This window comes from Desulfocicer vacuolatum DSM 3385 (genome assembly GCF_900176365.1).
Taxonomy (GTDB): Bacteria; Desulfobacterota; Desulfobacteria; order Desulfobacterales; family Desulfobacteraceae; genus Desulfocicer; species Desulfocicer vacuolatum.
Map to the genome: position 1 here is coordinate 56,896 of NZ_FWXY01000011.1, position 23,142 is coordinate 80,037.

Sequence of the window (23,142 nt, forward strand, 5' to 3'; positions counted from 1 at the left end):
TGGTTTTAACTTGGCCCACTTTGGGTAACACGCATCAGAAAATAACCGTTAACCCTTTCTAATTTATCCTAAATTGTACTCATCGACTGCTTAGAGTATAGGCACTGGGCGACGTTAGAACCAAGCCCGAATTTATTTTTGGGGTGGCATATATGGAAGGGGTTTGATACTTAGCAGTATCAGTGGTTCCATGATTAACCCAAGGTTGAATAATATAAAAATAATAAAATATGAGCCCATGCTAAATACAATTTTCCTTGACCGGGACGGTGTCATAAATGTGGATTCCCCGGATTACATTAAAACCCCGGACGAGTTTCATTTTATTCCCGGCAGTACAAAGGCCATGGCCCTTTTAACGGCCCATGGTTTTGATATTATTCTCATCACCAACCAATCGGTCATTAACCGAAAAATGGTGACCCCTGCCACCCTTGATGCTATTTTTGATAAATTAAAAAGTGGTGTTGCAGCTGAAGGTGGAACCATTAAGGATATTTTTTTCTGTCCCCACACCCCCCGGGAAAACTGCTCCTGTAGAAAACCTTTACCCGGTCTTATTTTACAGGCCCAAAAAAAATATTCCCTTGATCTGAAAGAGACCTGCATGGTGGGGGACAGTGCCAAGGATATGTTATGTGCCCGTAATGCTGGATGCGGTAAATCCGTGCTGGTGAAAACCGGCAACGGTGAAAACGCTTTAAAGACTCTTCAATCCCCGAAGTACGCCCCTGACCATGTTGTTGAAGACCTCTTGGCAGCGGCCCGACTTATTATCCAGACCTCTCCACGGTGATCAAGGCCCTCCATGATTACCATTAAAGGCATTTTGTCCCGGATCACCTTCCGTAATGAAGAAAATCACTACACCATTGCAAGAATAAAAGTTCATGGCACCAGGGAACCGGTGGTGATTGTGGGGCACATGGCAGGGGTAGCCCAGGGGGAAACCCTTTCACTAAAGGGAAGCTGGGTGACCCATGTGAAATACGGCGAGCAGTTCAAAGTGGAATCCTTTGAAGTGATTTTACCTGCCACAGTGGGGGGCATTAAAAAATATCTGGGGTCTGGTATCATAAAGGGTATCGGTAAGACCATGGCCGATAAAATCGTGGCTCGATTCCAGGAGAATGCCCTTGATATCATTGAAAATCAACCCCATCGCCTCAGGGAAATCCAGGGCATCGGAAAAGCAAAATGTGATCGTATCATAAAAGCCTGGGACAGTCATCATGCCGTTCGCCGGGTGATGCAGTTTTTGCAAGAGCATGGCATCGGGGTGACCCATGCCGCAGCCATTCTTAATTTTTATGGTTCCAAGGCCCTTGAGATATTAAAAAAAAATCCATACTGGATCAGCAGGGATATCCCGGAAGCCGGGTTTGAGGTGGCAGACACCATTGCCATGAAAGCCGGTGTAAAGCGAGATGACCCGGACCGGCTCAAAGCTTGTGTTGTACATTATTTGTTGAAATGGGAGGCTGACGGGCATGTTTTTACCCATAGATCCCAGTTGTTTCAGCAATGCGTTCAAATCACCGCTGCCCCGGAAGAGAGCATGAACACGGCCCTGGCATTCCTTGAACAGGCAGGTGAAATTATCATTGAAAAAATGGATGAACAGGAATCAGATTCAGATGGTGATATAAAAACAGATGATAAAATTTATTTAAAGCGTCTCCATCGGGCAGAACAAGGCATTGCCCAGAGAATTGAGGCCATGCTCTCCATTGGGCCGCCACCCTTTGAGCTGGATGAACAGATCATTGAACAAGAGGTTCTCAAACGCCTGGCCCTGAAATTGTCCGGCGAGCAGATGGCAGTGGTGAAAGAGATTCTCACCCACCGGGTGGTGGTGATCACCGGTGGTCCCGGCACCGGAAAGACCACACTGGTGCGGTCTGTGTGTTCAATTTTTGCAAAGTTAAAACAGAGTGTAATGCTTACGGCCCCCACAGGTCGGGCCGCAAGGCGTCTTGCTGAAGTGACGGGCCGTAAAGCGTTTACACTTCATAAAACCCTGCTCTATGATCCTGATGATGCCACCTTTGGCAGGGATATCACCAATCCCCTGGATATCGATGTGATGATTGTGGATGAATCCTCCATGGTGGATACCATGCTCATGTATCATCTTCTCCAGGCGGTTCCCATAACATCTGTGTTGATTCTGGTGGGGGATATTTTTCAGCTGCCGTCGGTGGGACCGGGGAATGTCTTATCTGATATTATAAAATCCGGTGCGGTTAAAACATTTTCCTTAACCCGAATTTTTCGACAGGCTGAAAAAAGCCCCATTGTGATGAATGCCCACTGCATCAGAAACGGGCAGATGCCCTGTCTGGAACGGGATAAAAACAATAAAGGGTTGTCTGAGTTTTATTTCATTGAAAACAATGATCCCCGGCGGGTGGTGAGCACCATACTGGAGCTGTGCAACGGCAGAATTCAAAATGCTTTTTCCCATGTCAATGACATCCAGGTTCTCACCCCCATGCACAAGGGGGAGACCGGCACCATTAATCTCAATCAGCAGCTTCAGTCGGTGCTGAACCGCACCCCGGGGGGGATTAATGCAGGCGGCATGGTGTTTAAGACCGGTGACAAAGTGATGCACCTTAAAAATAATTACCAGAAAGATGTTTTTAACGGTGACATTGGTGTGGTGGATGAGGTGGTGGCATCTGAAAACCGGCTGGTGGTGGATTATGACGGCAGGCTGGTGGATTACGATATCATGGAGCTTGACGAACTCACCCTGGCCTATGCCGTGTCTGTGCATAAATCCCAGGGGTCTGAATATTCTGCGGTTGTTATTGCCATCACCACCATGCACTATCCCTTGCTCCAGCGAAATTTGTTGTACACGGCCATGACCCGGGGCAAGCACCTTGTTATTCTGGTGGGGTCCAGGCGGGCTGTGGAGATTGCCCTTAATAATAACCGTACTGATTTTCGTCTTTCCGGGTTGAGCCAGAAGATTCGGGCTTAATTGCGGTGAAATTTTGCCTTGGCGTTTTTTTGTCTGCACGCCGGTGCCATACATAAAAGACCTGTCGGGCACAAATAAAGAGCTGAGTATTTACCATGAGCAATGAAAGAAATCAAACCGTCAGACAGGAGATTATTACGTATCTGGAGGAGGAACTTCGGTCGGTACGGGATTTATCCCAATCCATTGGTATTATGGAAAAGGATGTTTATCACCATCTGGCCTTCATCGAAAAAACAGTGAGGCAGCAGAAGAAAAGGATTCAAGTGGAACCGTGCCATTGCCTGGATTGCGGGTTTCAATTTAAAAAACGTAAAACATTTAAAAAGCCGGGTAAGTGCCCCATGTGCAGGGACGGGAGGATCGCGTCTGCTTTGTTTCAGATTGTAGCAGAGGGTAAAGGTAATGATGGAAAAGGATAAATCAATTTACATGTCCTGACGGGCACAACGAATATTGGAAATTGTATGATGCCGACCCCGAGGTGCAATTTTCGTTGGCAAAGGCCTTGGTCGATAACATCAATAACAAAAGCCTGACCTTGTCGGCACACTGAGCCCATCGGTACATTTAAAAATGCCAGCTTTGAAATGAAGCCCGAAAGTTGAGTAACTACCATGGGCAGATCATATTGGAATTTGACCTACCCACAGCAAAGCTTGAAATACGCCCCGGTTTACGGAGTATTTCATATAAAAAATTGCCACGGGCAGACCGCATTCTAACCCCGGTCTACCCATAACAAAGCTTGAAATATCTCCCTGATTTGAGGCGTATCTTTGTATGAAAAAACAGTTTATTTGAGGAAGGTGGCACCCTTTTCCACAACTCCTTCTTCAAATCGGGAGTATCGTAAGGGGTTATCCTTGTTTTCCATTTTACCTGTGGCCAGATCGGCAATGCGTTTTCCCGCAGCCGGGGCCATCATTACACCACACCAGTATCCACAGTTGAGATAAAGCCCTTTTACATCATCACAGGGGCCGATGACAGGTTTGTCATCGGGTGTATAAACATACTGGCCCGCAGACACATCAATGTCTGAAGCCACAATGTTTTCAGCAATGTTTTCAAAAAAGGGATTGAGCCGGGACACACGATGGATGGATTCTGCAGCAAAATCCCAGTCCGTGGGAAGGTCTTCACTGGGGGGTGTTTCCGGTTCATCAGGGTCCACCCAGGCGCACAACACCCCACCGGCTTCGGGACGCCAGTAGCTGTGATTGATGAGATCCACCATAAAAGGGGCTTTTTCCGGTAACATGTCAGCAGATGTTTTAATATAAGCCTTTTGACGTCGTACGGTTTTAAAGGGAAGCTCCACTCCTGCCATTTTTCCGATTTCAGCAGCAAAGGGACCGGCACAGTTAACCACCATGCGGGTTTCAATGTTGCCATGGCTGGTTTCAACACCGCAGATGCCGTCATCATCGGTTTGAATGCCGGTGACCTTGGTTTTCATATAAAAATCGGCATCATCGCTGCCCTTGGCAAAGGCATAGGTGCCTTCATGGGTGGAAAACCAGCCTTCTTCTTCATTAAATGTGGCAGCTTTTGCTTCGGGGGCAAGGAAAGAAAATTTTTCGTGCAGGGCCTTCCCTTTTAAAAATTCAGCAGATGTGACCCCAAGTTCGTGGTATCTATCCACAGCTTTTTCCAGTTCCGGAACCATGTCTTCATCATCGGTGACAAAGAGATATCCCCGCTGGGTCAGACCGATTTCAACATCGGGAATTCCCACGATTTCGTTGAAGTTCTCAAACATTTTAAGGCTTTCCATGGCCAGATCTGCCATGGATTTTTCCGTAAACTGGGTGCGGAAACATTCAGCACTGGCAGCCGTTGTCAAGGAGGAAAGGCCATCCCGCATTTCTAAAAGAACAACTTTCTTTCCGGCTTTAGAAAGCCAGAATGCCGTTGCTGTACCTACAATACCGCCTCCGATGACCACAGCATCTGCTGTGATGTTGCCAAACTCTTTACCCACATAAATATTACCCATTACCTCTCTCCTTGCCTTGGTAAAAAATAGTTAAAATTTTTCAAAATTTATGCGCTTATTATATTAAATATTTTTTGATTTATAAATTGTTAGTCAAAGCATTTATTTATGAAGCACAATGTGAATTTGTATATCATTTGGCCCTGACTGAAAAACTAATAAAAGCAAATATCATACCACTATTTAAAATATATGAATATACAATGGGCGAGATTTATTCTATGAGATGGATGATCATAGGACTATTGCAAATAAAGGATAGAATAGCAAAATGAAAATGATTTAATCGGTTTTTTGATTATAACGGACTTGAAGTATAAATTATAATTTTTTGAAATTATTTAACTTAATCATTTGCGGAGCAAAGAAATTTTAGATTTTGGGATGGGTTGATTTTTAACTTTAAATCCAAAGAGATGATATAGTCTTATTGAAAACATAGCCCCCCTAAATCCGTTATAATTAAAGTATTTTAAACGTATTCCTATTTGGAAAAATTTTAAATTGCGTTGTATTTTACAAATTGCGTGAATTATAATTGATCAAAAAAATTTTATAAATATAAAAATACCTTACAAAATTCAAATTTCACGATATGTGAATCATATCATCATCACGATCCAGGGAAAAAAATTCGATTGACTTCCTGTATAACTATTTATATCTTGTATGTACAAGTTATTTCAACCTAAGTTGATTTATTATGCTAACAAGGCAACCTGTTGTGAAAATTTATTCTTTTTGTGGAACAACAAATAGTTATTGGAGATTGTGTGATGTCGGATTTTGAAATCGGGTTTGAGCCCAGGCTTACCTTTTTAAGTCAGGAAGATAAAAAAAAATTATATGCATCTGCTTTGCAGGTTATGGAAGAAACCGGTATGCTGGTTCAGCATGAAGGGGCATTAAAACTGTTATCCCATGCCGGGTGCAAGGTGGGAACAGACGGCATGGTTCGAGTGCCCGCGGCCCTGGTGGAAAAAGCCAGAAGCACGGTGCCCAATAATATTGCCATGTATGACCGTGAGGGAAATCATGCCATGGATCTTGGCGGCAGACGGGCTTATTTTGGTACTGGTTCTGATTTGATGTGGTCTGTGGAGTCTAAAAACATGCAGCGCCATCGTACCTCTCTGGAAGACATTAAAACTGCAGCAAGGGTATGTGATGCTCTTCCCAATATCGATTTTATCATGTCCTTTGCCCACCCCCATGAAATGAATCCTGCTCTTTCGTATCTGGCAAGCTTTAAAGCCATGGTTGAAAATTGTACAAAACCCATTGTTAATACTTCGGAAAATCGAAATGATCTTGAGGCCATGTGGGAAATTTCCAAAATTTTGCGGGGGAGTGAAAAAGAGTTGCGGGAAAAACCATATTGGATACAGTATGCCGAACCCATAAGTCCCCTGAAACATCCCTTTACCAGCCTGGACAAACTGATTTTCTGTGCAGAAACCGGCTCCCCTGTGATTTACTCTCCTGCCCCCATTGCAGGCTCCACCGCACCCATGAGTGTTGCCGGTCACATTGTCCAGGGGCTTGCCGAATCTTTTTTCGGCATGGTGGTTCACCAGCTCGCAGCCCCCGGAGGTCCTTTTTTGATGGGCATTGGTGCAGCGGTTCTGGATATGAAAAGCGGGCAGTGTTCCTACAATGCACCGGAGTATCTTCTCACTTACATGGCCATGATCGAGATGAGTAATCATCTGGATATTCCCAACTGGGGATATGGCGGTACCAGTGATGCCCAGATTCCGGATATGCAGGCATCCTACGAGGCAGGTCTTGAAGCTTTTATGTCTGTTTTTGCAGGCTCCAACCTTAACCATGATGTGGGATATCTTGATTTTGGGCTCACCGGCAGTCTGGATATGATTGTCATTGTCAATGAAATGGTGGATCAGATTCAGCGAATGTACAAAGGCATTCCCATAAATGACGATACCCTTGCCATGGATGCCATTTCCCAGGGATTTGCCCAGGGGCAGTTTCTCACCACCCCCCATACCATTAAACATTTGAGGAATGTGCAGTGGGAACCGGAATTGTTTTTTCGCCAAGGGCATGATAAGTGGGTTGAGCAGGGAAGGACTTCCCTGTTGGACCGGGCACGCACCAAGCTGAATTATATTCTTGACACCCATGAACCCCTGGCCGTCCCCCATGAAAAGCAGGCTGCCATTTCAAAGATAGTTGACAACTTTTTAAAATAACTGCCATGGGCAGTTATTTTAAAATTGGAGCGATTGCCCAAGGAGGGGAAAAAGAAATTTTGGCAAAGATGGGGAAAGCATAATGACGACACTATCACACAGTGGGCCCAAGCCCCTTTATGAACAGGTTAAAGAGTTTATTCTTCAACAGATTAAAACTGAAGTGTGGCTTCCTGATGCCCGTATTCCTTCGGAAAATGAGCTTGTGAAACTGCTGAAGGTTTCCCGCATCACCGTTAACCGTGCACTGCGGGAATTAACAGACAGCGGAGATCTGGTGCGGGTTCAGGGCGTGGGAACCTATGTGGCGCATCCCAAACCGTTGACCTCATTGTTTGAGATCTCCTCCATTGATGAAGAAATTATCCAAAGGGGAGGCATTTACTCCTGTAAGATTCATATGAATACCATGGAAAAAGCGTATCCTGAATTGGCGGCAGCCATGGAAATTGAAATTGATACGCCAGTATTTCACTCCATCATTGTTCACAAGAGCAATGACAAACCGGTGATGCTGGAGGATCAATTTATTCATCCGTTATCTGCACCTGAATTTTTGAAGCAAGATTTTTCAAAAATATCTCCGGTGGCATATTTGTTGAAAACCATTCAGATCAAAGATGTTGAACATATTATTGAGGCACTGAATCCTGATGAGATGGCCCAGGAGCTGCTCAATCTTTCCCCCCATGACCCTTGTCTTATTTTGCATCGTCAAACCTGGGACAGCCATCGGGTGGCCACCCACAGCCGAATGACCTACCCGGGAACCGCCCACCGCATGGGAGCTCGCTTAAAACCGCTGTTTAAAAATTACGTGGAACAATATGGGAAAAACAAATCAAATAAAAAAAGGAATAAAAAATGAAAAAAATCGTTGAATGTGTGCCAAATTTTTCCGAAGGTCGGGATGAAGCTGTTATCAATGCCATTGCCCATGCCATTCGTGAAACAAAGGGATGTACCCTGTTGGATGTGGATCCGGGAAAATCCACACACAGAACAGTGTACACCTTTGTGGGAGATCCTGACAGCGTCATTGAAGGCGCCGTGGCTGCTGCCCGGGTGGCCAAAGAAAAGATAGACATGCGTGTGCACAAGGGAGAGCATCCCCGGTTTGGTGCCATGGATGTGTGTCCGTTTATTCCTGTGGCCAACATTACCATGGAAGAGTGTGCAGACATTGCAAAACAGTTTGCAAAAAAAGCGTCTGAAGAGTTGAATATCCCCTTTTTCCTTTATGAGGAAGCTGCAGAACACGATTACCGGCGTAAACTTCCCGATGTCAGAAAAGGTGAATATGAGGCCCTGGAGGAGCGTCTTAAAGATCCCCGCTGGAAACCTGATTTTGGCCCTTCTGAGTTTGTTCCCACCTGGGGAATCACAGCCACAGGTGCCCGCATGTTCCTCATTGCCTATAATGTGAATATTCTGGGAACCTCCAACCAGGCCCACCGCATTGCCTTGAACCTGAGGGAGGCTGGCAGGGGGGATGATGATCCTGGGCGTTTAAAAGAGGTGAAAGGCATGGGCTGGTTTGTGGATGAGTACAATATGGCCCAGGTCACTGTGAATCTTAACAATTATAACACAACCCCCATCCATGTCCTTTTTGAAGCAGTGAAAGAGGAAGCAAAGGCCTTGAATATTGCTGTGGCCGGTTCTGAAATTGTGGGTATTGTCCCCCTGGAATCGCTTATCATGGCAGCGGACTATTACATTGAAAAGGAAAATCTCTTTATCTATGAAGAGGATCAAAAAGTTCGCCTGGCCATTGAACGTCTGGGACTCAATTCTGTGGCAGTATTTAATCCCCAGGATAAAATCATTGAATACATTGTGGCAGAACCGCCGGAAGAGCCCCTGGCCAACTTGACAGTAAGGGGATTCATTGAAGAAATTGCGGCCCGCACGTCGGCCCCGGGGGGAGGCTCTGCATCGGCTGCCATGGCAGCCGTGGGAACAGGCCTTGGTTCCATGGTGGCCAAACTCACCCAGGGGGTAAGAAAATTTGAGGCCGTGGATTCCCACATGCGCAAAAATATTCCCACACTCCATGAATTGACCAAACAGTTGATTCCCATGATTGATGCAGATACTTCTGCCTTTAATGAATACATGGAAGGACTTCGCATGCCCAGGGCAACAGAGGCAGAAAAAACAGCCAGAACTGCAAAGATGCAGGCAGGACTTAAAACGGCCATCAATATTCCCCTGGGAACCATGCGGTTGGGAGATAAAGCCTGGGATGCCCTTTGTGAAGTTGCCCGGTACGGAAATCCTGCATCAAAATCCGATACCCAGGTGGGGGCACGGGCACTGGAAACAGGTATCTGGGGTGCGTATCAGAATGTGTTGATTAATATAAAGGATATCCATGATGAGGATTATAAAATAAAAATCCTTGAGGAAGCCAATGCCATGGAAAAACGATCCAGAGAAAAATGCGCTGAAGTGCTGGCCATCCTGGATCAAATATGATTTTACTTTAAAGGATGCGTTGTTCAGACAAGAAAAATAATCAACGTATTCCCTCTCCGTGACATGTTCCACGTGAAACTTCCCCTGGTCTGTTTCACGTGGAACACCTTATGTTGCACATGAAGGGTAAAAACGACTTCCAATTTTATGGCGTGATCCTGGATAAATGAAACGATTCTGGGTGGCCACTGTGCTGTTTATCCAGGTTCGGCGGTGAAGAATCAAGCAAGGTTCTGCACGGGAAATTTCCAATAGCTCTCTGCTCCACTTATCCGGCATCATGGCTTCAATAACATGCTCCACCTCCATGGCAGGACATATTGCCTGCAGATAGTCACTGGGGGTAATGCGGGTAAAATCCTGTTTTAAAAAATCCGGGGCCACAACCGGATTGATATATCGATCTTCCAGTTGGATGGGAACACCATTGTCCCTGTGCACCAGGATGGCATGGTAAACCGGCATATTTAATCTAAGTTTCATGTCTGAGGCTACCTTTGGGCTGATTTTTTCCTGCTGCAACAAATGGATATCACAGGAGTGCTCCCCTCCCCTTTCTATTATTTCCCTGGCAATGGAACGAATCCTTAACAATTCAGTCTGGGGTTTGTGGCGGGCCACAAAGGTTCCCACGCCCTGGAGGCGAACCAGCTTGCCCTCTGCCGTGAGTTCACGAAGAGCCCGATTCACGGTCATGCGTGAAACCCCCATGGTTTTTACCAGGCTGTTTTCAGAATCAATCTTCATATCTGGTTTCCACTTTCCCGATTTAATTTTTTCCAGAATATGATCCTTTACCTGTTGATATAAAGGGCTGGGGGCGATAGTTGATTCTATAGGATTTAAAGGCATATTTATTAATCGTTCCAAGGTTAATTGGTGTGGAGTTTTAAAAAAGTTTTACAATTTAAAATGAATCTTGATGTTTGTTATATGTTGTTGTTATGTTTATAAATTATATATAACCGCCACGGGCGGAACCTATTTTGATTCCGCCTTGCCCATAAAAAGCTTGAAATACGCCCCGGATTTGCGGAGTATTCCATATAACCGCCACGGGCGGACCGCATTCTGACCTCGCTCCGCCCACAACAAAGTTAGAAATTCTCCATAAATTTACGGAGTGTTTCATATAAAAAATTTACTTAAAACTTGGTAACAGGTCCTGGGTCACCAAGGGGTTAAATGCTCCTGATTTTACCAAATTGGCAGCTTTTTTGATATCTGGTGCAAAATAGCGGTCCTGATCGTAAAAGGGTACCTTCTTTCGCAACATTCCCCTGGCCTGCTCCAGGAGGATAGAGGTTTTTAAGGGGCTTCTGAAGTCAATCCCCTGGCATGCAGCAAGGAGTTCAATGGCCACCACCCCCACGCTGTTTTCAACCATCTCACCCAGCCGCCGTGCAGCAAAGGCAGCCATGGAAACGTGATCTTCCTGGTTGGCAGAGGTGGGAAGACTGTCCACAGATGCCGGGTGGGCATGGGATTTATTTTCACTGGCCAGGGCAGCTGCAGTGACCTGGGCAATCATAAAGCCGGAATTAAGCCCCCCCTTTTCCACCAGAAATGGTGGTAATTTACTCATGTGGGTATCAATGAGCAAGGCCAGGCGCCTTTCAGAAAGGGCGCCAATTTCTGAGATGGCCAGGGCCAGGTTATCCGCTGCCATGGCCACGGGTTCGGCATGGAAATTACCACCGGATATGATATCGCAGGAATCGCTGAATACCAGGGGGTTATCTGACACGGCATTGGCTTCAATGGCAAGGGTGTCGGCGGCATGGCGAATCTGATCCAGACAGGCTCCCATGACCTGGGGTTGACACCGAAGGGAATAGGGATCTTGCACACTTTCACAATTGGCATGGGATGTGCCGATGTCACTTTGATCCAGCAGACGTCGATAGTTGGCGGCGGTATCTATTTGACCGGCATGGCCGCGAACTTCATGGATCATTGCCTCAAATGGACGACGACTGGCAAGGGCCGCCTCCACACTGAGCCCGCCTGTTACAAGGGCCGCAGCAAATAGATTTTCCGTGGCAAACAACCCATCAAGGGCAAAGGCCGTGGATGCCTGGGTACCATTTAGCAATGCCAGCCCCTCTTTGGGGCCCAGGGCAATGGGATCAAGGCCTGCAATTTCAAGGCCCTTTTTACCTGGAATCTGTTGTCCCTGATAAAAGGCCTCGCCTTCGCCGATGAGTACAGCACTCATGTGTGCCAGAGGGGCCAGATCCCCGGATGCGCCCACGGAGCCTTTCTGGGGTACACAGGGATAAACCCCATGGTTGATCAACTCAATGAGGGCATTGATCACTTCCAGGCGGGTACCTGAATATCCCCTGGCAAGACTGTTGATTTTTAATATCATCATCAGCCGCACTGTGGCATTGTCCATGTAATCGCCAATTCCTGCAGCGTGGGAAAGAACGATGGATCGCTGGAGGTGTTCCAGTTCGTCATGGGGAATCAATGTGTTTGCCAGCAGTCCAAATCCCGTGTTAATACCGTAAATCACCCGACCCTGCTCCACCACATCACTGACGGTTTTCACCGACTGTTCAATGTTTGGGATACACTGGGGTGCCAGACTTACCTGAACGGGCTGGGCCATAACCCGTCGTAACTGATTAAGGGTAAGTTTTCCAGGCTCTATTGTCAGTTGAAACATGTTATTTGCCTCCGTTGGGGACCAAGGATTCTTGACTGATAATGTTCTTACATATATATACAACCCATGTCAATTGAAAGCCGTCGATGAAAAAACGTTATTTATTTTAATATCTTTACCAAATTTTATGTTGGCTGGAATTTTAAGATATATATTGTGGTTCAGATACGACTATGAATACAATATATGGTGTTGATAATGCCAAATTTTAAATCGATTTTGAGTCTGGTGGAGGTATTAATTGAGGAAAAAATATATGAACTATGATATTCAAAACAGTATTATCGGCCCCATTCTGGCTGGAGCCGACCACAAAGGATTACGACATATTGGTTTCCAAAAGGGCGCTCGTCCCATGGAAGTTCCAGGGACATGGAAGTTGGATAAACAGTTCTTAAAGCCGATTTTTGATCAAGTCCATGCTTATTTAAACGGGGAGCTGAAGAATTTTGATCTTATCCTGGCACCCGCGGGTAGCCCTTTTCAAAAAATGGTTTGGTCTGCATTGCTAAATATCCCCTATGGTAAAACCGTCTCCTATGGAGATATTGCCACGGCCATTGGAAGCCCCAAATCATGTCGTGCGGTGGGGGGGGCCAACAGCAAAAATCCCATTCCCTTGATCATTCCCTGCCACAGGGTTATCGGTGCTGATGGCAGGCTTGTGGGGTATGGCAGCGGGCTTTTTATTAAACAAAAATTACTGTCCCTGGAATTAGAATATCATCATACCAATTTTTAAATTTTTAAAGACCGATTCTGATAAAATTTTAACATTTCATAATTGTACGGGTGGACCTTGTTCTGAGGTTATTCTGCCATAACAAAGATGGAAAATTTTTTCAGATTTACGGGATTTTTCATATAACTGCCACGGGCAGACCGTATTCTGATCCGGCTCTGCCCACAACGAAGTTTGAAATACGCCCCCGATTTGCGGAGTATTTCATATAAAAAGAAATTGCGAAGGTGTTTATCTTAAGTTTACATGGTAATCATTCTATTTGAAATATTTCAAAGATTATTTTATATATTCAGTAGATTCAAAAACTTCAAGAATCACATATCCTTTGGAAGCAATGTTTCTTGAATGTATAGAGGAGAAAAGCACAAAATCAGTATTTGTTGTTTTAGAAAATTTTGAACTTATTATCTGGAGATTTTCATGCTGGTAAGAGTGAAACAGTATTTTATAAATAACTTTGAACAACTTTTTGTGCTGACTATCCTTCTCAGTGTCACAATTATCAATTACTATGTACCCTATAAATTGGCTTTTTTAAATTTTTATTTTATTCCCGTCCTGGTTGCATCCTATTTTCTTGGAAAAAATAATACCATGTTCGGTGCTCTTTTGTGTATTTTCTGGGTGATTCTCATTGTTTTTTTATCGCCCACCTCTTTTTTATTTGAACAAACCCAATTCAGCCTTTTTTTTAATATTGTTGCCTGGGCTTCTTTTCTTTTGCTGGCAGGTGGAATCATTGGGAAACTTCAAGAGCAAAATAAGCACCTTATTCAACGTCATAAAGAACAGAGTGACGCTCTATTCTCTCGCTTATCCACCCATCTGTCCGTGTCCGCAGATTTAAGTTCAGAGTTGGATTTTGATTCCTTGTTTAATTTAATTGTCCATAAATTGAGCGAAGCCATGAAGGCCGAGCGAACCAGCCTTTATCTAATTGATGAAAAAAATCAGGAGGTGTGGACCAGGGCCGCAGAGCAAATAGAAGATATTCGCCTGCCGTTGGGTAACGGTATTTGCGGAAAAGTTGCAGAGACTGGAAAAATCATCAATGTTAAGGATGCTTGGACGTTACCGTATTTCAACCGTGAGTTTGATCTTAAACACAACTTCAGAACCAAAGCCATGATTTGCATGCCCATAAATAATCGGGCGGGAAAAAGAATGGGGATCATTCAGGTTATCAATAAGGTTGATGGCGGTTTTTTCTGCAAAGAAGATGAAAAATTTTTAAAAGGACTGCTTTCGCAAGTGGCCATTGCCCTGGAAAATTCTTTTCTCATGGATGAGCTGGAACTTTCCTTTGAAAGCTCCATTAGGACTCTGTCGGCCACCGTGGATGCAAGACACCCCTTGACTGCCGGCCATTCGTTACGCGTCACGGAATACTCTCTTCTGGTGGCCGAGGAAATGAAATTAGGAAAAAAGGATCAGGAAGTCATAAAATATGCAGCCATTCTGCATGATATCGGTAAAATTGCTGTAAAAGACTCAGTTTTGTTGAAAAATGGGCAATTCTCTGATGAAGAGCGTGCCGAAATGAATATTCATCCTGCAAAAACAATGGCAATACTGGAAAAATTTTATTTCCCAGAAAATCTTCAAGAAGTTCCCTTTGTTGCGGCGTGCCATCATGAAAAAATCAATGGTGAAGGATATCCCCAAGGCTTAAAAGGAGATCAATTTCCCCTGGGGTCAAAAATTTTGGCAGTTGCCGATGTATTTGATGCCCTGACTTCCCCCAGAGATTATCCCAAATACGATGGAAACGAAATATTAAACTTTACGGCCATGCCCCTGGCCAGGGCCATGGGTATTTTGGAAAATGAGCGGGGAAGCCATTTTGATTCCAATGTCGTGGATGCATTTCTGCGGATATTACCCCAGGCACTTGAACGCCACCGTGGAACTCATTTTTCTGATGAATATATAGATGATTACTATGAAAGTATCGCTGACATGACAACCATTGAGGCACAACCCACAAAAGCAAGATCAAACAGTTAAAAAGATCCCAGAAAATTTTCTTTTAAATCCAGGATTTCATTGTCGTTAAAGCAATACGCCATGTCAAGGAACCGGCTGCGAAATTGTTCCACATCACCGGAGGCATCCACGCCCTTTTGAATCACATCTGCCATGATGCAGGCCAGGGCTTCAAAGTCTGTTTCCTTCATGCCGAAACGGGTCATTTCGCTGACCCCGAGACGGATACCCGAGCTGACCGTAAAGCCTTCATCACTGGGAATGGCCTGGTAATTACAGATAATATGATTTTTCTCCAGGGCCTTGGCCGCCTCAATACCTTTGCCATACCCCACCCCCACAATGACCTGGTGGGTCTGGGTAAAATCCATGGCAGCGTCCCCCTGGACATCCAGGCCCGTTTTTTTCAATGCCCGGGCAAAGGCCTTGGCATTGGCAATGACCTGGCGCTGGTATTCATCTTTAAAGGTGTTCATTTCCATGGCTGCAACCAGAAGCCCAAGAAGGCTTCCCAGGTGATGATTGGAGACCATGCCGGGGAAGGCTCTTTTACGGATGGTCTGCCACAGCTCATGTTCCGGTGTGTTTTCCCCATCAAAAGCACATCCCACAACCCCCCTCTGGGACCCGAAAAATGTTTTGTGGGTGGAGCCGGTGACCAGGTCTGCCCCCTCTTTAAAGGGTTCCTGGAAATGGGGACCAATGAGCCCCAGAACATGGGCCATGTCATACATCAAAATGGGACGTTTGTTCATGGATTCCAAAAGGGACTTGACCTGGGCCACAGGTTCCGTGTGAAGCACCATGGACTTGCCAAACACCATCAGTTCAGGATCTATATCGGCAAGCAATGCCTCCAGGGCATTGAGATCCATCTGGTAGGGGTTGTCTTGAAGTACGGGAAAATTAAACACATTAAATTTTTCCGTAACAGGATTTTTGGCAATGTAGTCCCGCAATGCGCCCATGGGCTGGGCCGAAAGATGCCCTCCCCTGCCGATGTGGTTGGTAACGGCACAGGCAATGCGGCCGGGTTCCCTTTTTAAATTTCCCCGGTTCCGCCATTGGACCATGGCACTGAAGGCGGTCATGTTGGCCATCTGCCCACTCACCGATCGACACTCCACCAGGGGGCATCCCATGAACCGGGACATTTCATGGGCCAGGGCCTCTTCCACCCAGGCGATGAAATCGCATCCCTGGTAATAGAACACCTCTTGCTCATAGGCCGCAGCCAGTTCCTTGTGTTCGGCATATCGTCCCACGGGATCACTGACCTGGACAAGGCGGGTCCATGGGGACGGGGTCATTTCAGAAGGAATGAGATTGATGCATTTTGTCTGTCGCCACTGATGATTTTCCCAGCTTTTTGCAAGCACCCTTTTAAAGCGTGAAATCCCCTGGGTCATGGAATTATTATCATGGGATGCCGGAATTTCGTAACCTTCCAAAATGGGATGAAAGTAAGGCGGTGCATCGGAACGCCCATGTGCTTTAACCACCATGGCGTTGAGGGTGCGTTTTCTCACCTTGATCTGCACCGTCTGTCCGACTTGTATATGGGCATCCAGGAGCCCAAGCACAATGGATCGCTTCCCGGTTTTATCCGTGGGGGTCATCTCAACCCCATGGCCCTTAAATTGCCAAAAAGGAACGGATGTGCCGCTGGTGATATCCCCCACTTTTTGCTCATCCATGAATACTTCCGCCCCTTGTCTGGCAACGCCTTTGTCCATCAATGCCAGGCACTTGATGCGCCTTGGCAGGGGTGTCTCTTTTTCAAAAATTCCCTGACGCTGATTTTCATGGGCCGTCCATTGCCGGGTCAGGGCCTCTTTTCCCACAAAATTTTTCTTTAACGGACTTAAACTCACGGCCACCGTGGCAAGGGGAATGGCAAATATGGGAATTTTTTTTTCATCCGGTCCCAGGCCCAGTTCATGGCCATACAGTGGCATGCCTGCCTCCAGGCGCAGGGTGTCCCGGGCCCCCAGACCCACCTGGACAATGTTTAACGCCTGCCCTTGGCTGAAAATGGATTCCCATAAAAATACAAATTGATCTGCCGGAGCAAAAATTTCAAAGCTGTTGGGTTCCCCGGTGTAACCGGTTCTGGAGACCAGGCAGGAAACGCCGCAAAGATCCATTTGGGAGAGGCTGTTCTGGTTGGGTTCGGGAAGAGGAGATTTCCGTGCCACCCGGGTGATGAGTTCCTTGGCCATGGGGCCCTGAATAGCCATCAATGAAAGGGACTCCGTGTGATTTTCCAGAGTGACATCATCAAATTTGTCGGCGATTTTAATGAGATGCTTCCAGTCTTTTTCACTGTTGGATGCATTTACCACCAACAGGTAATCCTCCTTGTCAAACCGATATAAAAAAGCATCATCCAGGGCATATCCATTCTCATCGGAAATTATGGTATAATGGGCTTCCCTCGGCTGCAGGGCCTGGGCATTACCGGTGAGTGCCCTTTGCAGGAAGGCGATTTTGTCTTTGCCTTTAATGCGAAAGCGCCCCATGTGACTTACGTCAAACATGCCGCCATATTTTCGGGTGGCAAGGTGTTCCTTAATCACACCGGAATCATATTGCACCGGCATGTCCCAGCCGGCAAAATCAACCATCTGACCACCATTGTCTTTGTGCCATTGGTAAAGGGGTGTTTTTCTGCATTTATTGTCAGGGCTCATGGGTTCCACCTTTGCAAGGTTAAGCATTTTATTTTTGGAGTCTCACTGTTCATATAACTGTTTTATTGTGATATTTTAAAAAAAACAAGAAAAAGTTGTAGAAAACCGCAAGAATAAACACTTTGCCTTTTCCATGAATCTATCTGGGTTTTAAAGCCCTGAGAGGCTGTTTAAAAACAGATGAAACGGCTGCAATCCCATGGAATTTCAATTTTTCCCCTGAATTTTTAAATAACATCTAAACAAAAAGGCGAATCAGTCAACAACCGATTCGCCTTTTCAATTTTACGTAAAACCATGGAGTGATGGAAAAATTTAAATAATCATGTAACCTTTATGGTGGTCACCGGGCAATGGGCCTCCAGGATGATGAACTGAACGGTGGAGCCAAAGACCAGCTTGCCCACTCTGGATTCTTTTTTCATGCCAAAAATAATTTCATCCACTGCTTTATCTCTGGCAAAACGCACAATGTCATCACCGGGGGCCAGTCCGCGGATGAGAACATGGACTTCGCTTTTAACGCCCTGTTTATCCAGATATTCTTTGATGAAATCCAGCTTTTTTTCAATCTCAGAAATTCTCTCCGGCGTTGCATCGGAGGCACAGGTTTTAACCAGATAAACAAGTGCACCTGATTCTTTGGCCCTGCGGGCTGTAAGCTCCATGACAGCAGTGGTTCTCAAATTTTTGTCATAACTCACTAAGAGTTTCATATTGTCTCTCCTGTTGGGTAATATTTTGAAAAACAGTATCATGTTCACGGCGATTTAAAAAGAAAAACCTTAGGCAAAATCACCGGTTACAGCCATTGTAGTTCCTCTATAATTTTTTATATGAAATACTCCGCAAACCGGGGATGTATTTCAATCTTCGTTGTGGTCAGATCCGGAGCAGAATACGGTCCGCCCGTGGCGGTTTATATACAAGGTAAACCCCAAAGCTTACCTCAGCAAAGCCCGCCCCGAGGGGCAATAGGAACCGGCCAATTGAGCTGTCTACAGTTCCGGCCGGGACCATTGCCCCTCGGGGGGGGGGCGGCATAATGCCATTTGACTCCGGGTCTACGACCCTATATTCGTTGTGTCCGATAGGGCATGTGGGTTATATCAACTGGTTGCTTCATCCATGATTTCAGCAATATCTTTTACCGGAATAACTGTGTCGGTTTCAAGAATACCGTCATTGAGCATGGTGGCACAAAAGGGACATGCGGCACACACGGTTTTTGCACCGGTGGCAACGGCCTCGGCGGCCCGGACGTTATTGATGCGCTCTCCAATGGTTTCCTCCATGAACATCCTGGCACCTCCTGCACCGCAACACATGCCTTTGGAAAAATTTTTATCCATTTCCACAAGATTTCCACCGCTGTTTACCCGGGTGATGAGTTCCCGTGGGGCCTGATAAATATTATTCCACCGACCAAGATAACAAGAATCATGGAAGGTGATATCCCCCATCTCTTTACGATTGATGGTCAAACGTCCCTGGTTTGCCAGATCCAGCATGTATTCTGTGTGATGTACCACAGGATAGGACGCATCAAATTGAGGGTATTCATTTTTAATGACATTGTAACAGTGTGGGCAGCCGGTGAGAATCATTTTGGGTTTATACTGATTAAACACTTCGGCATTTTGCTGGATGAGCATTTGGGCCAGATATTCGTTGCCGGCCCGGCGTGCCATGTCTCCGTTGCAGCTCTCTTCTGGTCCCAGGATGGCAAAATTAACCCCGGCTTTTTGAAGCACCCGGGCCGTTGCCTGGGCAATCTTTTTTCCCCGGTCATCAAAGGAACCTGCACATCCCACAAAGTAGAGCACATCGGCATCTGGTTTATCACTGATCAGAGGCACATCCATGCCCTTGCACCAGTCTGCCCTTGTGTCTGCACTGAAACCCCAAGGGTTGCCCTGGTTTTCAATGTTGGTAAAGGTTTCCTGCATTTCTGCGGGGAAATTGGCCTCCATGAGCACCTGGTGTTTACGCATCTCAATGACAAAATCCAGATGCTGGTTGTTCACCGGGCAAATATCCTCACAGGAGCGGCATGTTGTGCAGGACCAAAGCACATCATCGGTGACAGGAGATCCTTCCCGCATGAGGGGTTCAATCTCGTCTTTTTCATCCCCCAGAAGTTTGTCTGCCTGGTCAAACAGATCGACCTTAAAATCATGGAGAATTTTTTTGGGTGACAATGGCTTACCTGTTCCCGATGCAGGACACAGCTCTTCGCATCGTCCACACTCGGTGCAGGCATATAAATTAAGCACATTCTTCCAGTTGAATTCACTGCATTTGCCAAGCCCGAAGGTTTCGGCCTCTTCATCTTCAATATCTGTCTTTAATATTGCTTTCTCCATTTCCAGAGGTTTAACAAATACGTTGGGAGCTGCCGCCAGAAGATGGAGATGCTTGGAGCCGGGGATATAAATAAGAAAGCCTAATATGGTGCCTATGTGGATGAAATAACTCAGTTCATATCCAAATATAACTTGCCCCTGGGAAAGACCGGAAAGCCCAAAAATAGAAACCAGAAGCCCGGATATGGGAAAAATACCGCTGTGGGAAGCAGCCCCTGCTTCCAAGGGCATGAGGGTCTGGAAGGCATTGATGAAGTGAAAGGAAATTATAATAACACAGGTAAACAAAATAATCAGATTGGCATCCCGCCCCATGGTGAGATACTCCGGCTTAATAACTGTTCGGCGGTACAGGGCATAGGCAAAGCCCACCAAGACAAAAAAAGCCAGAATATCTGCAATAAAAAGGTATCCGGTATAAATGGAAGGAATAATATGCAGCAGGTCAAATGAGGGAAAGACTCCCCGGATCATCAATTCCAGAGAGTGAACCTGTATGGCCAGGAATCCAAAGAAAATAAGGGTGTGGGAAATACCAGGCATGAGTTTTCTGCGGACATTGGTTTGCCCGAGCACATCTGTGAATAATACCTTGATTCGATCTGATATTCTGTCCACGGGTTTTTCCACCACCCCATCCACAGCCATCATGATCTGGTAAAGTCGTTTCACTTTAAGGAAAAAATATCCAAAGGCGGCCACCAGTGCCACAAACATAACAATTGATTTTACGATTAAATAGTTTTCCATGATTGAGTTATTTCCTTGGGGTTTGTCTGGGCTTGATTTTAACTGGGGGCCCCCCTGGTGTTTTGGCGGCCACCGATGAAAAGAGTTTTCCAAAATCCGGTGGAGTAAAAAAACTTACCCCACCGGATGTCAATTTCTTTCTTTAACTATTCTCACGTCCGACACCAGATAGGGTTGGCCGGGTCAAGAAATAATTTTATTTTAAGGCCTCTGTCAACGCCGGAATGACCTCAAAGATATCTCCGATGATGCCGTAATCAGACTTTGCAAATATGGGAGCATCCTTGTCAGTGTTAATTCCCACAATGACTTTTGAGGTTTTCATTCCGGCAAAATGCTGTACGGCCCCGGAGACTCCACAGGCCAGATAGAGCTTTGGCCCCACAGTTTTTCCGGTTTGTCCCACCTGCATGGCGTGGGGGGCATAGCCTGCATCCACGGCGGCCCGGGACGCGCCCACGGCAGCCCCGAGAAGGGCGGCACACTCTTCGAGCATGGTGAAATTTTCAGCAGATTTAATGGCCCGGCCACCGGTGAGGATTACAGGGGCCTCTGTGAGGTCAATTTTACCGCCGTCCCCCTTTTTCCTTTCAATGATTTTAACCCCGGCACCATCGGCAACCGTTGCAGAAAAAGAGAGCACTTCGCCATCCACCGGGGCCTCCACAGCCTCAATGGCATTGGGTCTTACGGTGCACAGCATAAGATCGGCATCCACCTTTACAGTGGCAAAGGTTTTACCCGAAAAATGGGATTTTACGCCGGATTTTTCATCAATATCCACTGAGATACAGTCAGATATCAGGGGAAGATCAAGGCTTGCTGCCATACGGGCGAAAAGATCTCGTCCAATGGTGCTGGCAAGGCCCATGACAGCTTTAAGATCATACTCTTTTGCCGCAGCGGCAATGGCTCCGGCCTGGGCTTCCGGACTTGCGGCAAGATCACCTGATGCAAGGGAAACGGCAATAACTTTCTGAACACCAAACTTACAAAGTTCAGCTTTTAACGCCTCTGCATCACCGTCAATGAGAAGGGCATACACCTCATTGTCTCCGCCCTTTCCCCGGGCAGCCGTCAGAACACCAAAATTGGTTTCCTTGATTTTTCCTTCACCCGTTTCTATTAAAACACCTGTCCTGGTCATATTTTTGTTCTCCCTATGAACAATTTAAACTTTATCTTGTGACAACAATTTAACATGGCACATTGCAATTGCTAAAAATCAAAATCTGTCATGATGATGCAATGCCAACCACACCCGTTTGCAATGAACATTCCCTGACATTGTGTCATGGTAATGCAATGGGTTTGTCTATATGATTTTTTCGTCTTCCCTGAGGACTTTTATCAATTGGGCCACCTGCTCCTGCACAGAGCCTTCCAGCATTTTTGCTCCGGACCTCTCAGGAACAGCTTCCAGTTTCACAAGTTGGGATGCGCCTGCGTTTTCATCAATGCCCAGATCACCAATGGCCATTTCCTGAATTTTTTTCTTTTTGGCCTTCATAATATCCGGAAATTTAGGATACCGGGGTTCATTGAGCCCCTTGGTGGCACCGATGATACCCGGCAGGGGCATTTCCAGAACTTCCCGCTCTCCTCCGCCGATCTCTTTTTCCATGGTGGCTTTCTGACCGTCAATGGTCAGCCGGGACACTTCATTGACCACGGGAAGCCCCATGGCGGCAGCCAGTCGATACTGGGTCTGGGCACCTTCTGTATCCACAGAGCCTTTTCCTGTAAAAATAAGATCAGCAGCACCATCCTGATCCATGGCAGCCTTGAGCGCTTTGGCTGTGAGTGTGCTGTCCAGAAACTGCCCCTGGGTCTGAACATGGATGGCCCTTGCAGCCCCCATGGCCATGGCACTTCTGAGGGTGGCGGTGGCAGCACCTTTACCAACGGTGACAACGACCACTTCTCCACCCTCTTTTTCCACCAGACTCACTGCCTCTTCCAGGCCGTATTCGTCGTAGGGATTTACAATGAATTTGCATTCTGAATCTTCAAATCCGTTATCCCCAACCAGCTTTATATTGGCTGCAGTATCGGGAACATGCTTGATGCATACAAAGATTTTCATAATCTCATATCCTCTGAATCTTAACGTTTTTTGTTAGAAAATCCGGGCAAGGGGATTTTCAAGTTTTGTTGTGGCGAATACAAAAGCAAATATCGGTCCGCCTGTGGTGGTTTACATAAAAACAAATGATGATGTCGCAGTAAAACGTCTG

The 23,142-nt window shown here is 46.1% G+C and carries 18 protein-coding genes; 9 read left to right on the forward strand and 9 right to left on the reverse strand.

Going from position 1 to position 23,142, the window contains the following annotated elements; genetic code table 11:
* Positions 1-238 precede the first annotated feature (238 nt).
* The 3 genes from gmhB (at position 239) to B9A32_RS11235 (ending at position 3,414) form a co-directional block, all read left to right on the forward strand.
* On the forward strand, positions 239-796 hold the full coding sequence (gene gmhB / locus B9A32_RS11225) for a D-glycero-beta-D-manno-heptose 1,7-bisphosphate 7-phosphatase (protein WP_084069593.1): 558 nt from the start codon (positions 239-241) through the stop codon (positions 794-796).
* 12 nt (positions 797-808) lie between these two features.
* Positions 809-2,992 carry an SF1B family DNA helicase RecD2 gene (gene recD2, locus B9A32_RS11230; RefSeq protein ID WP_084069461.1) on the forward strand — a complete coding sequence of 728 codons (2,184 nt, stop codon included), beginning with the start codon at positions 809-811 and terminating at the stop codon, positions 2,990-2,992.
* 95 nt (positions 2,993-3,087) lie between these two features.
* A complete protein-coding gene (locus tag B9A32_RS11235) occupies positions 3,088-3,414 on the forward strand; it encodes a transcriptional regulator (protein WP_084069463.1) in 327 nt (108 codons plus the stop codon).
* 374 nt (positions 3,415-3,788) lie between these two features.
* Here the strand turns inward: B9A32_RS11235 and B9A32_RS11240 are convergent, their stop codons facing one another.
* Positions 3,789-4,994 (reverse strand): NAD(P)/FAD-dependent oxidoreductase, encoded by a 1,206-nt coding sequence (locus B9A32_RS11240; protein WP_084069465.1) that lies wholly within the window; start codon positions 4,992-4,994, stop codon positions 3,789-3,791.
* A gap of 776 nt (positions 4,995-5,770) precedes the next feature.
* On the opposite strand from B9A32_RS11240, the gene B9A32_RS11245 reads away from it, so the two are divergent.
* The 3 genes from B9A32_RS11245 to ftcD all read left to right on the forward strand — a co-directional run bounded on the left by B9A32_RS11245 (position 5,771) and on the right by ftcD (position 9,691).
* The gene (locus tag B9A32_RS11245; protein ID WP_084069466.1) at positions 5,771-7,210 is read left to right on the forward strand and encodes a trimethylamine methyltransferase family protein; all 1,440 of its coding nucleotides are present in this window, start codon (positions 5,771-5,773) and stop codon (positions 7,208-7,210) included.
* 82 nt (positions 7,211-7,292) lie between these two features.
* On the forward strand, positions 7,293-8,078 hold the full coding sequence (hutC, locus tag B9A32_RS11250; protein ID WP_084069468.1) for a histidine utilization repressor: 786 nt from the start codon (positions 7,293-7,295) through the stop codon (positions 8,076-8,078).
* Entirely contained in the window at positions 8,075-9,691 is a 1,617-nt protein-coding gene (gene ftcD / locus B9A32_RS11255) for a glutamate formimidoyltransferase (RefSeq protein ID WP_084069470.1), read from the forward strand. Before hutC (B9A32_RS11250) ends, ftcD begins: the two co-directional genes overlap by 4 nt.
* Positions 9,692-9,799: 108 nt before the next feature.
* Here ftcD and hutC (B9A32_RS11260) read toward each other — a convergent pair whose 3' ends face one another.
* From hutC (B9A32_RS11260) to hutH, 3 genes are all read right to left on the reverse strand, one after another.
* Complete coding sequence (gene hutC, locus B9A32_RS11260; protein ID WP_084069472.1) at positions 9,800-10,543, reverse strand: histidine utilization repressor; 744 nt, start codon at positions 10,541-10,543, stop codon at positions 9,800-9,802.
* A gap of 103 nt (positions 10,544-10,646) precedes the next feature.
* Positions 10,647-10,823, reverse strand: coding sequence for a hypothetical protein (locus tag B9A32_RS21710; protein ID WP_212637901.1), 177 nt, complete (start codon positions 10,821-10,823; stop codon positions 10,647-10,649).
* Positions 10,824-10,832: 9 nt separating this feature from the next.
* On the reverse strand, positions 10,833-12,365 hold the full coding sequence (gene hutH / locus B9A32_RS11265; RefSeq protein WP_084069474.1) for a histidine ammonia-lyase: 1,533 nt from the start codon (positions 12,363-12,365) through the stop codon (positions 10,833-10,835).
* Between the two features lie 256 nt (positions 12,366-12,621).
* Here hutH and B9A32_RS11270 point away from each other — a divergent pair, with 256 nt between their 5' ends.
* The gene (locus B9A32_RS11270; RefSeq protein WP_084069476.1) at positions 12,622-13,107 is read left to right on the forward strand and encodes a methylated-DNA--[protein]-cysteine S-methyltransferase; all 486 of its coding nucleotides are present in this window, start codon (positions 12,622-12,624) and stop codon (positions 13,105-13,107) included.
* A 423-nt stretch (positions 13,108-13,530) separates the two neighbouring features.
* Positions 13,531-15,117, forward strand: coding sequence for an HD domain-containing phosphohydrolase (locus B9A32_RS11275; protein ID WP_084069478.1), 1,587 nt, complete (start codon positions 13,531-13,533; stop codon positions 15,115-15,117).
* Here the strand turns inward: B9A32_RS11275 and gcvT are convergent.
* Together gcvT and B9A32_RS11285 are read right to left on the reverse strand one after the other, a co-directional pair.
* On the reverse strand, positions 15,114-17,816 hold the full coding sequence (gcvT, locus tag B9A32_RS11280) for a glycine cleavage system aminomethyltransferase GcvT (RefSeq protein WP_232367128.1): 2,703 nt from the start codon (positions 17,814-17,816) through the stop codon (positions 15,114-15,116). The genes B9A32_RS11275 and gcvT overlap by 4 nt on opposite strands.
* A 296-nt stretch (positions 17,817-18,112) precedes the next feature.
* A complete protein-coding gene (locus B9A32_RS11285; protein ID WP_139795801.1) occupies positions 18,113-18,505 on the reverse strand; it encodes a universal stress protein in 393 nt (130 codons plus the stop codon).
* A gap of 120 nt (positions 18,506-18,625) precedes the next feature.
* On the opposite strand from B9A32_RS11285, the gene B9A32_RS21715 reads away from it, so the two are divergent.
* On the forward strand, positions 18,626-18,835 hold the full coding sequence (locus B9A32_RS21715) for a hypothetical protein (RefSeq protein ID WP_212637902.1): 210 nt from the start codon (positions 18,626-18,628) through the stop codon (positions 18,833-18,835).
* A 63-nt stretch (positions 18,836-18,898) separates the two neighbouring features.
* Here B9A32_RS21715 and B9A32_RS11290 read toward each other — a convergent pair whose 3' ends face one another.
* The 3 genes from B9A32_RS11290 to B9A32_RS11300 form a co-directional block, all read right to left on the reverse strand.
* Positions 18,899-20,905 (reverse strand): (Fe-S)-binding protein, encoded by a 2,007-nt coding sequence (locus tag B9A32_RS11290; RefSeq protein WP_084069484.1) that lies wholly within the window; start codon positions 20,903-20,905, stop codon positions 18,899-18,901.
* A gap of 196 nt (positions 20,906-21,101) precedes the next feature.
* Entirely contained in the window at positions 21,102-22,052 is a 951-nt protein-coding gene (locus B9A32_RS11295) for an electron transfer flavoprotein subunit alpha/FixB family protein (RefSeq protein WP_084069486.1), read from the reverse strand.
* Positions 22,053-22,220: 168 nt separating this feature from the next.
* Positions 22,221-22,991: an electron transfer flavoprotein subunit beta/FixA family protein gene (locus tag B9A32_RS11300; RefSeq protein ID WP_084069487.1), complete on the reverse strand. Its 771-nt coding sequence runs from the start codon at positions 22,989-22,991 to the stop codon at positions 22,221-22,223.
* Positions 22,992-23,142 lie beyond the last annotated feature (151 nt).

What these genes read in the sequence shown, in the direction of transcription:
- gmhB (WP_084069593.1), top strand. Translation starts at nt 239, where the DNA reads ATGCTAAATACAATTTTCCTTGACCGGGACGGTGTCATAAATGTGGAT.
- recD2 (WP_084069461.1), top strand. Translation starts at nt 809, where the DNA reads ATGATTACCATTAAAGGCATTTTGTCCCGGATCACCTTCCGTAATGAA.
- B9A32_RS11235 (WP_084069463.1), top strand. Translation starts at nt 3,088, where the DNA reads ATGAGCAATGAAAGAAATCAAACCGTCAGACAGGAGATTATTACGTAT.
- B9A32_RS11240 (WP_084069465.1), bottom strand. Translation starts at nt 4,994, where the DNA reads ATGGGTAATATTTATGTGGGTAAAGAGTTTGGCAACATCACAGCAGAT.
- B9A32_RS11245 (WP_084069466.1), top strand. Translation starts at nt 5,771, where the DNA reads ATGTCGGATTTTGAAATCGGGTTTGAGCCCAGGCTTACCTTTTTAAGT.
- hutC (WP_084069468.1), top strand. Translation starts at nt 7,293, where the DNA reads ATGACGACACTATCACACAGTGGGCCCAAGCCCCTTTATGAACAGGTT.
- ftcD (WP_084069470.1), top strand. Translation starts at nt 8,075, where the DNA reads ATGAAAAAAATCGTTGAATGTGTGCCAAATTTTTCCGAAGGTCGGGAT.
- hutC (WP_084069472.1), bottom strand. Translation starts at nt 10,543, where the DNA reads ATGCCTTTAAATCCTATAGAATCAACTATCGCCCCCAGCCCTTTATAT.
- B9A32_RS21710 (WP_212637901.1), bottom strand. Translation starts at nt 10,823, where the DNA reads ATGAAACACTCCGTAAATTTATGGAGAATTTCTAACTTTGTTGTGGGC.
- hutH (WP_084069474.1), bottom strand. Translation starts at nt 12,365, where the DNA reads ATGTTTCAACTGACAATAGAGCCTGGAAAACTTACCCTTAATCAGTTA.
- B9A32_RS11270 (WP_084069476.1), top strand. Translation starts at nt 12,622, where the DNA reads ATGAACTATGATATTCAAAACAGTATTATCGGCCCCATTCTGGCTGGA.
- B9A32_RS11275 (WP_084069478.1), top strand. Translation starts at nt 13,531, where the DNA reads ATGCTGGTAAGAGTGAAACAGTATTTTATAAATAACTTTGAACAACTT.
- gcvT (WP_232367128.1), bottom strand. Translation starts at nt 17,816, where the DNA reads ATGCTTAACCTTGCAAAGGTGGAACCCATGAGCCCTGACAATAAATGC.
- B9A32_RS11285 (WP_139795801.1), bottom strand. Translation starts at nt 18,505, where the DNA reads ATGAAACTCTTAGTGAGTTATGACAAAAATTTGAGAACCACTGCTGTC.
- B9A32_RS21715 (WP_212637902.1), top strand. Translation starts at nt 18,626, where the DNA reads ATGAAATACTCCGCAAACCGGGGATGTATTTCAATCTTCGTTGTGGTC.
- B9A32_RS11290 (WP_084069484.1), bottom strand. Translation starts at nt 20,905, where the DNA reads ATGGAAAACTATTTAATCGTAAAATCAATTGTTATGTTTGTGGCACTG.
- B9A32_RS11295 (WP_084069486.1), bottom strand. Translation starts at nt 22,052, where the DNA reads ATGACCAGGACAGGTGTTTTAATAGAAACGGGTGAAGGAAAAATCAAG.
- B9A32_RS11300 (WP_084069487.1), bottom strand. Translation starts at nt 22,991, where the DNA reads ATGAAAATCTTTGTATGCATCAAGCATGTTCCCGATACTGCAGCCAAT.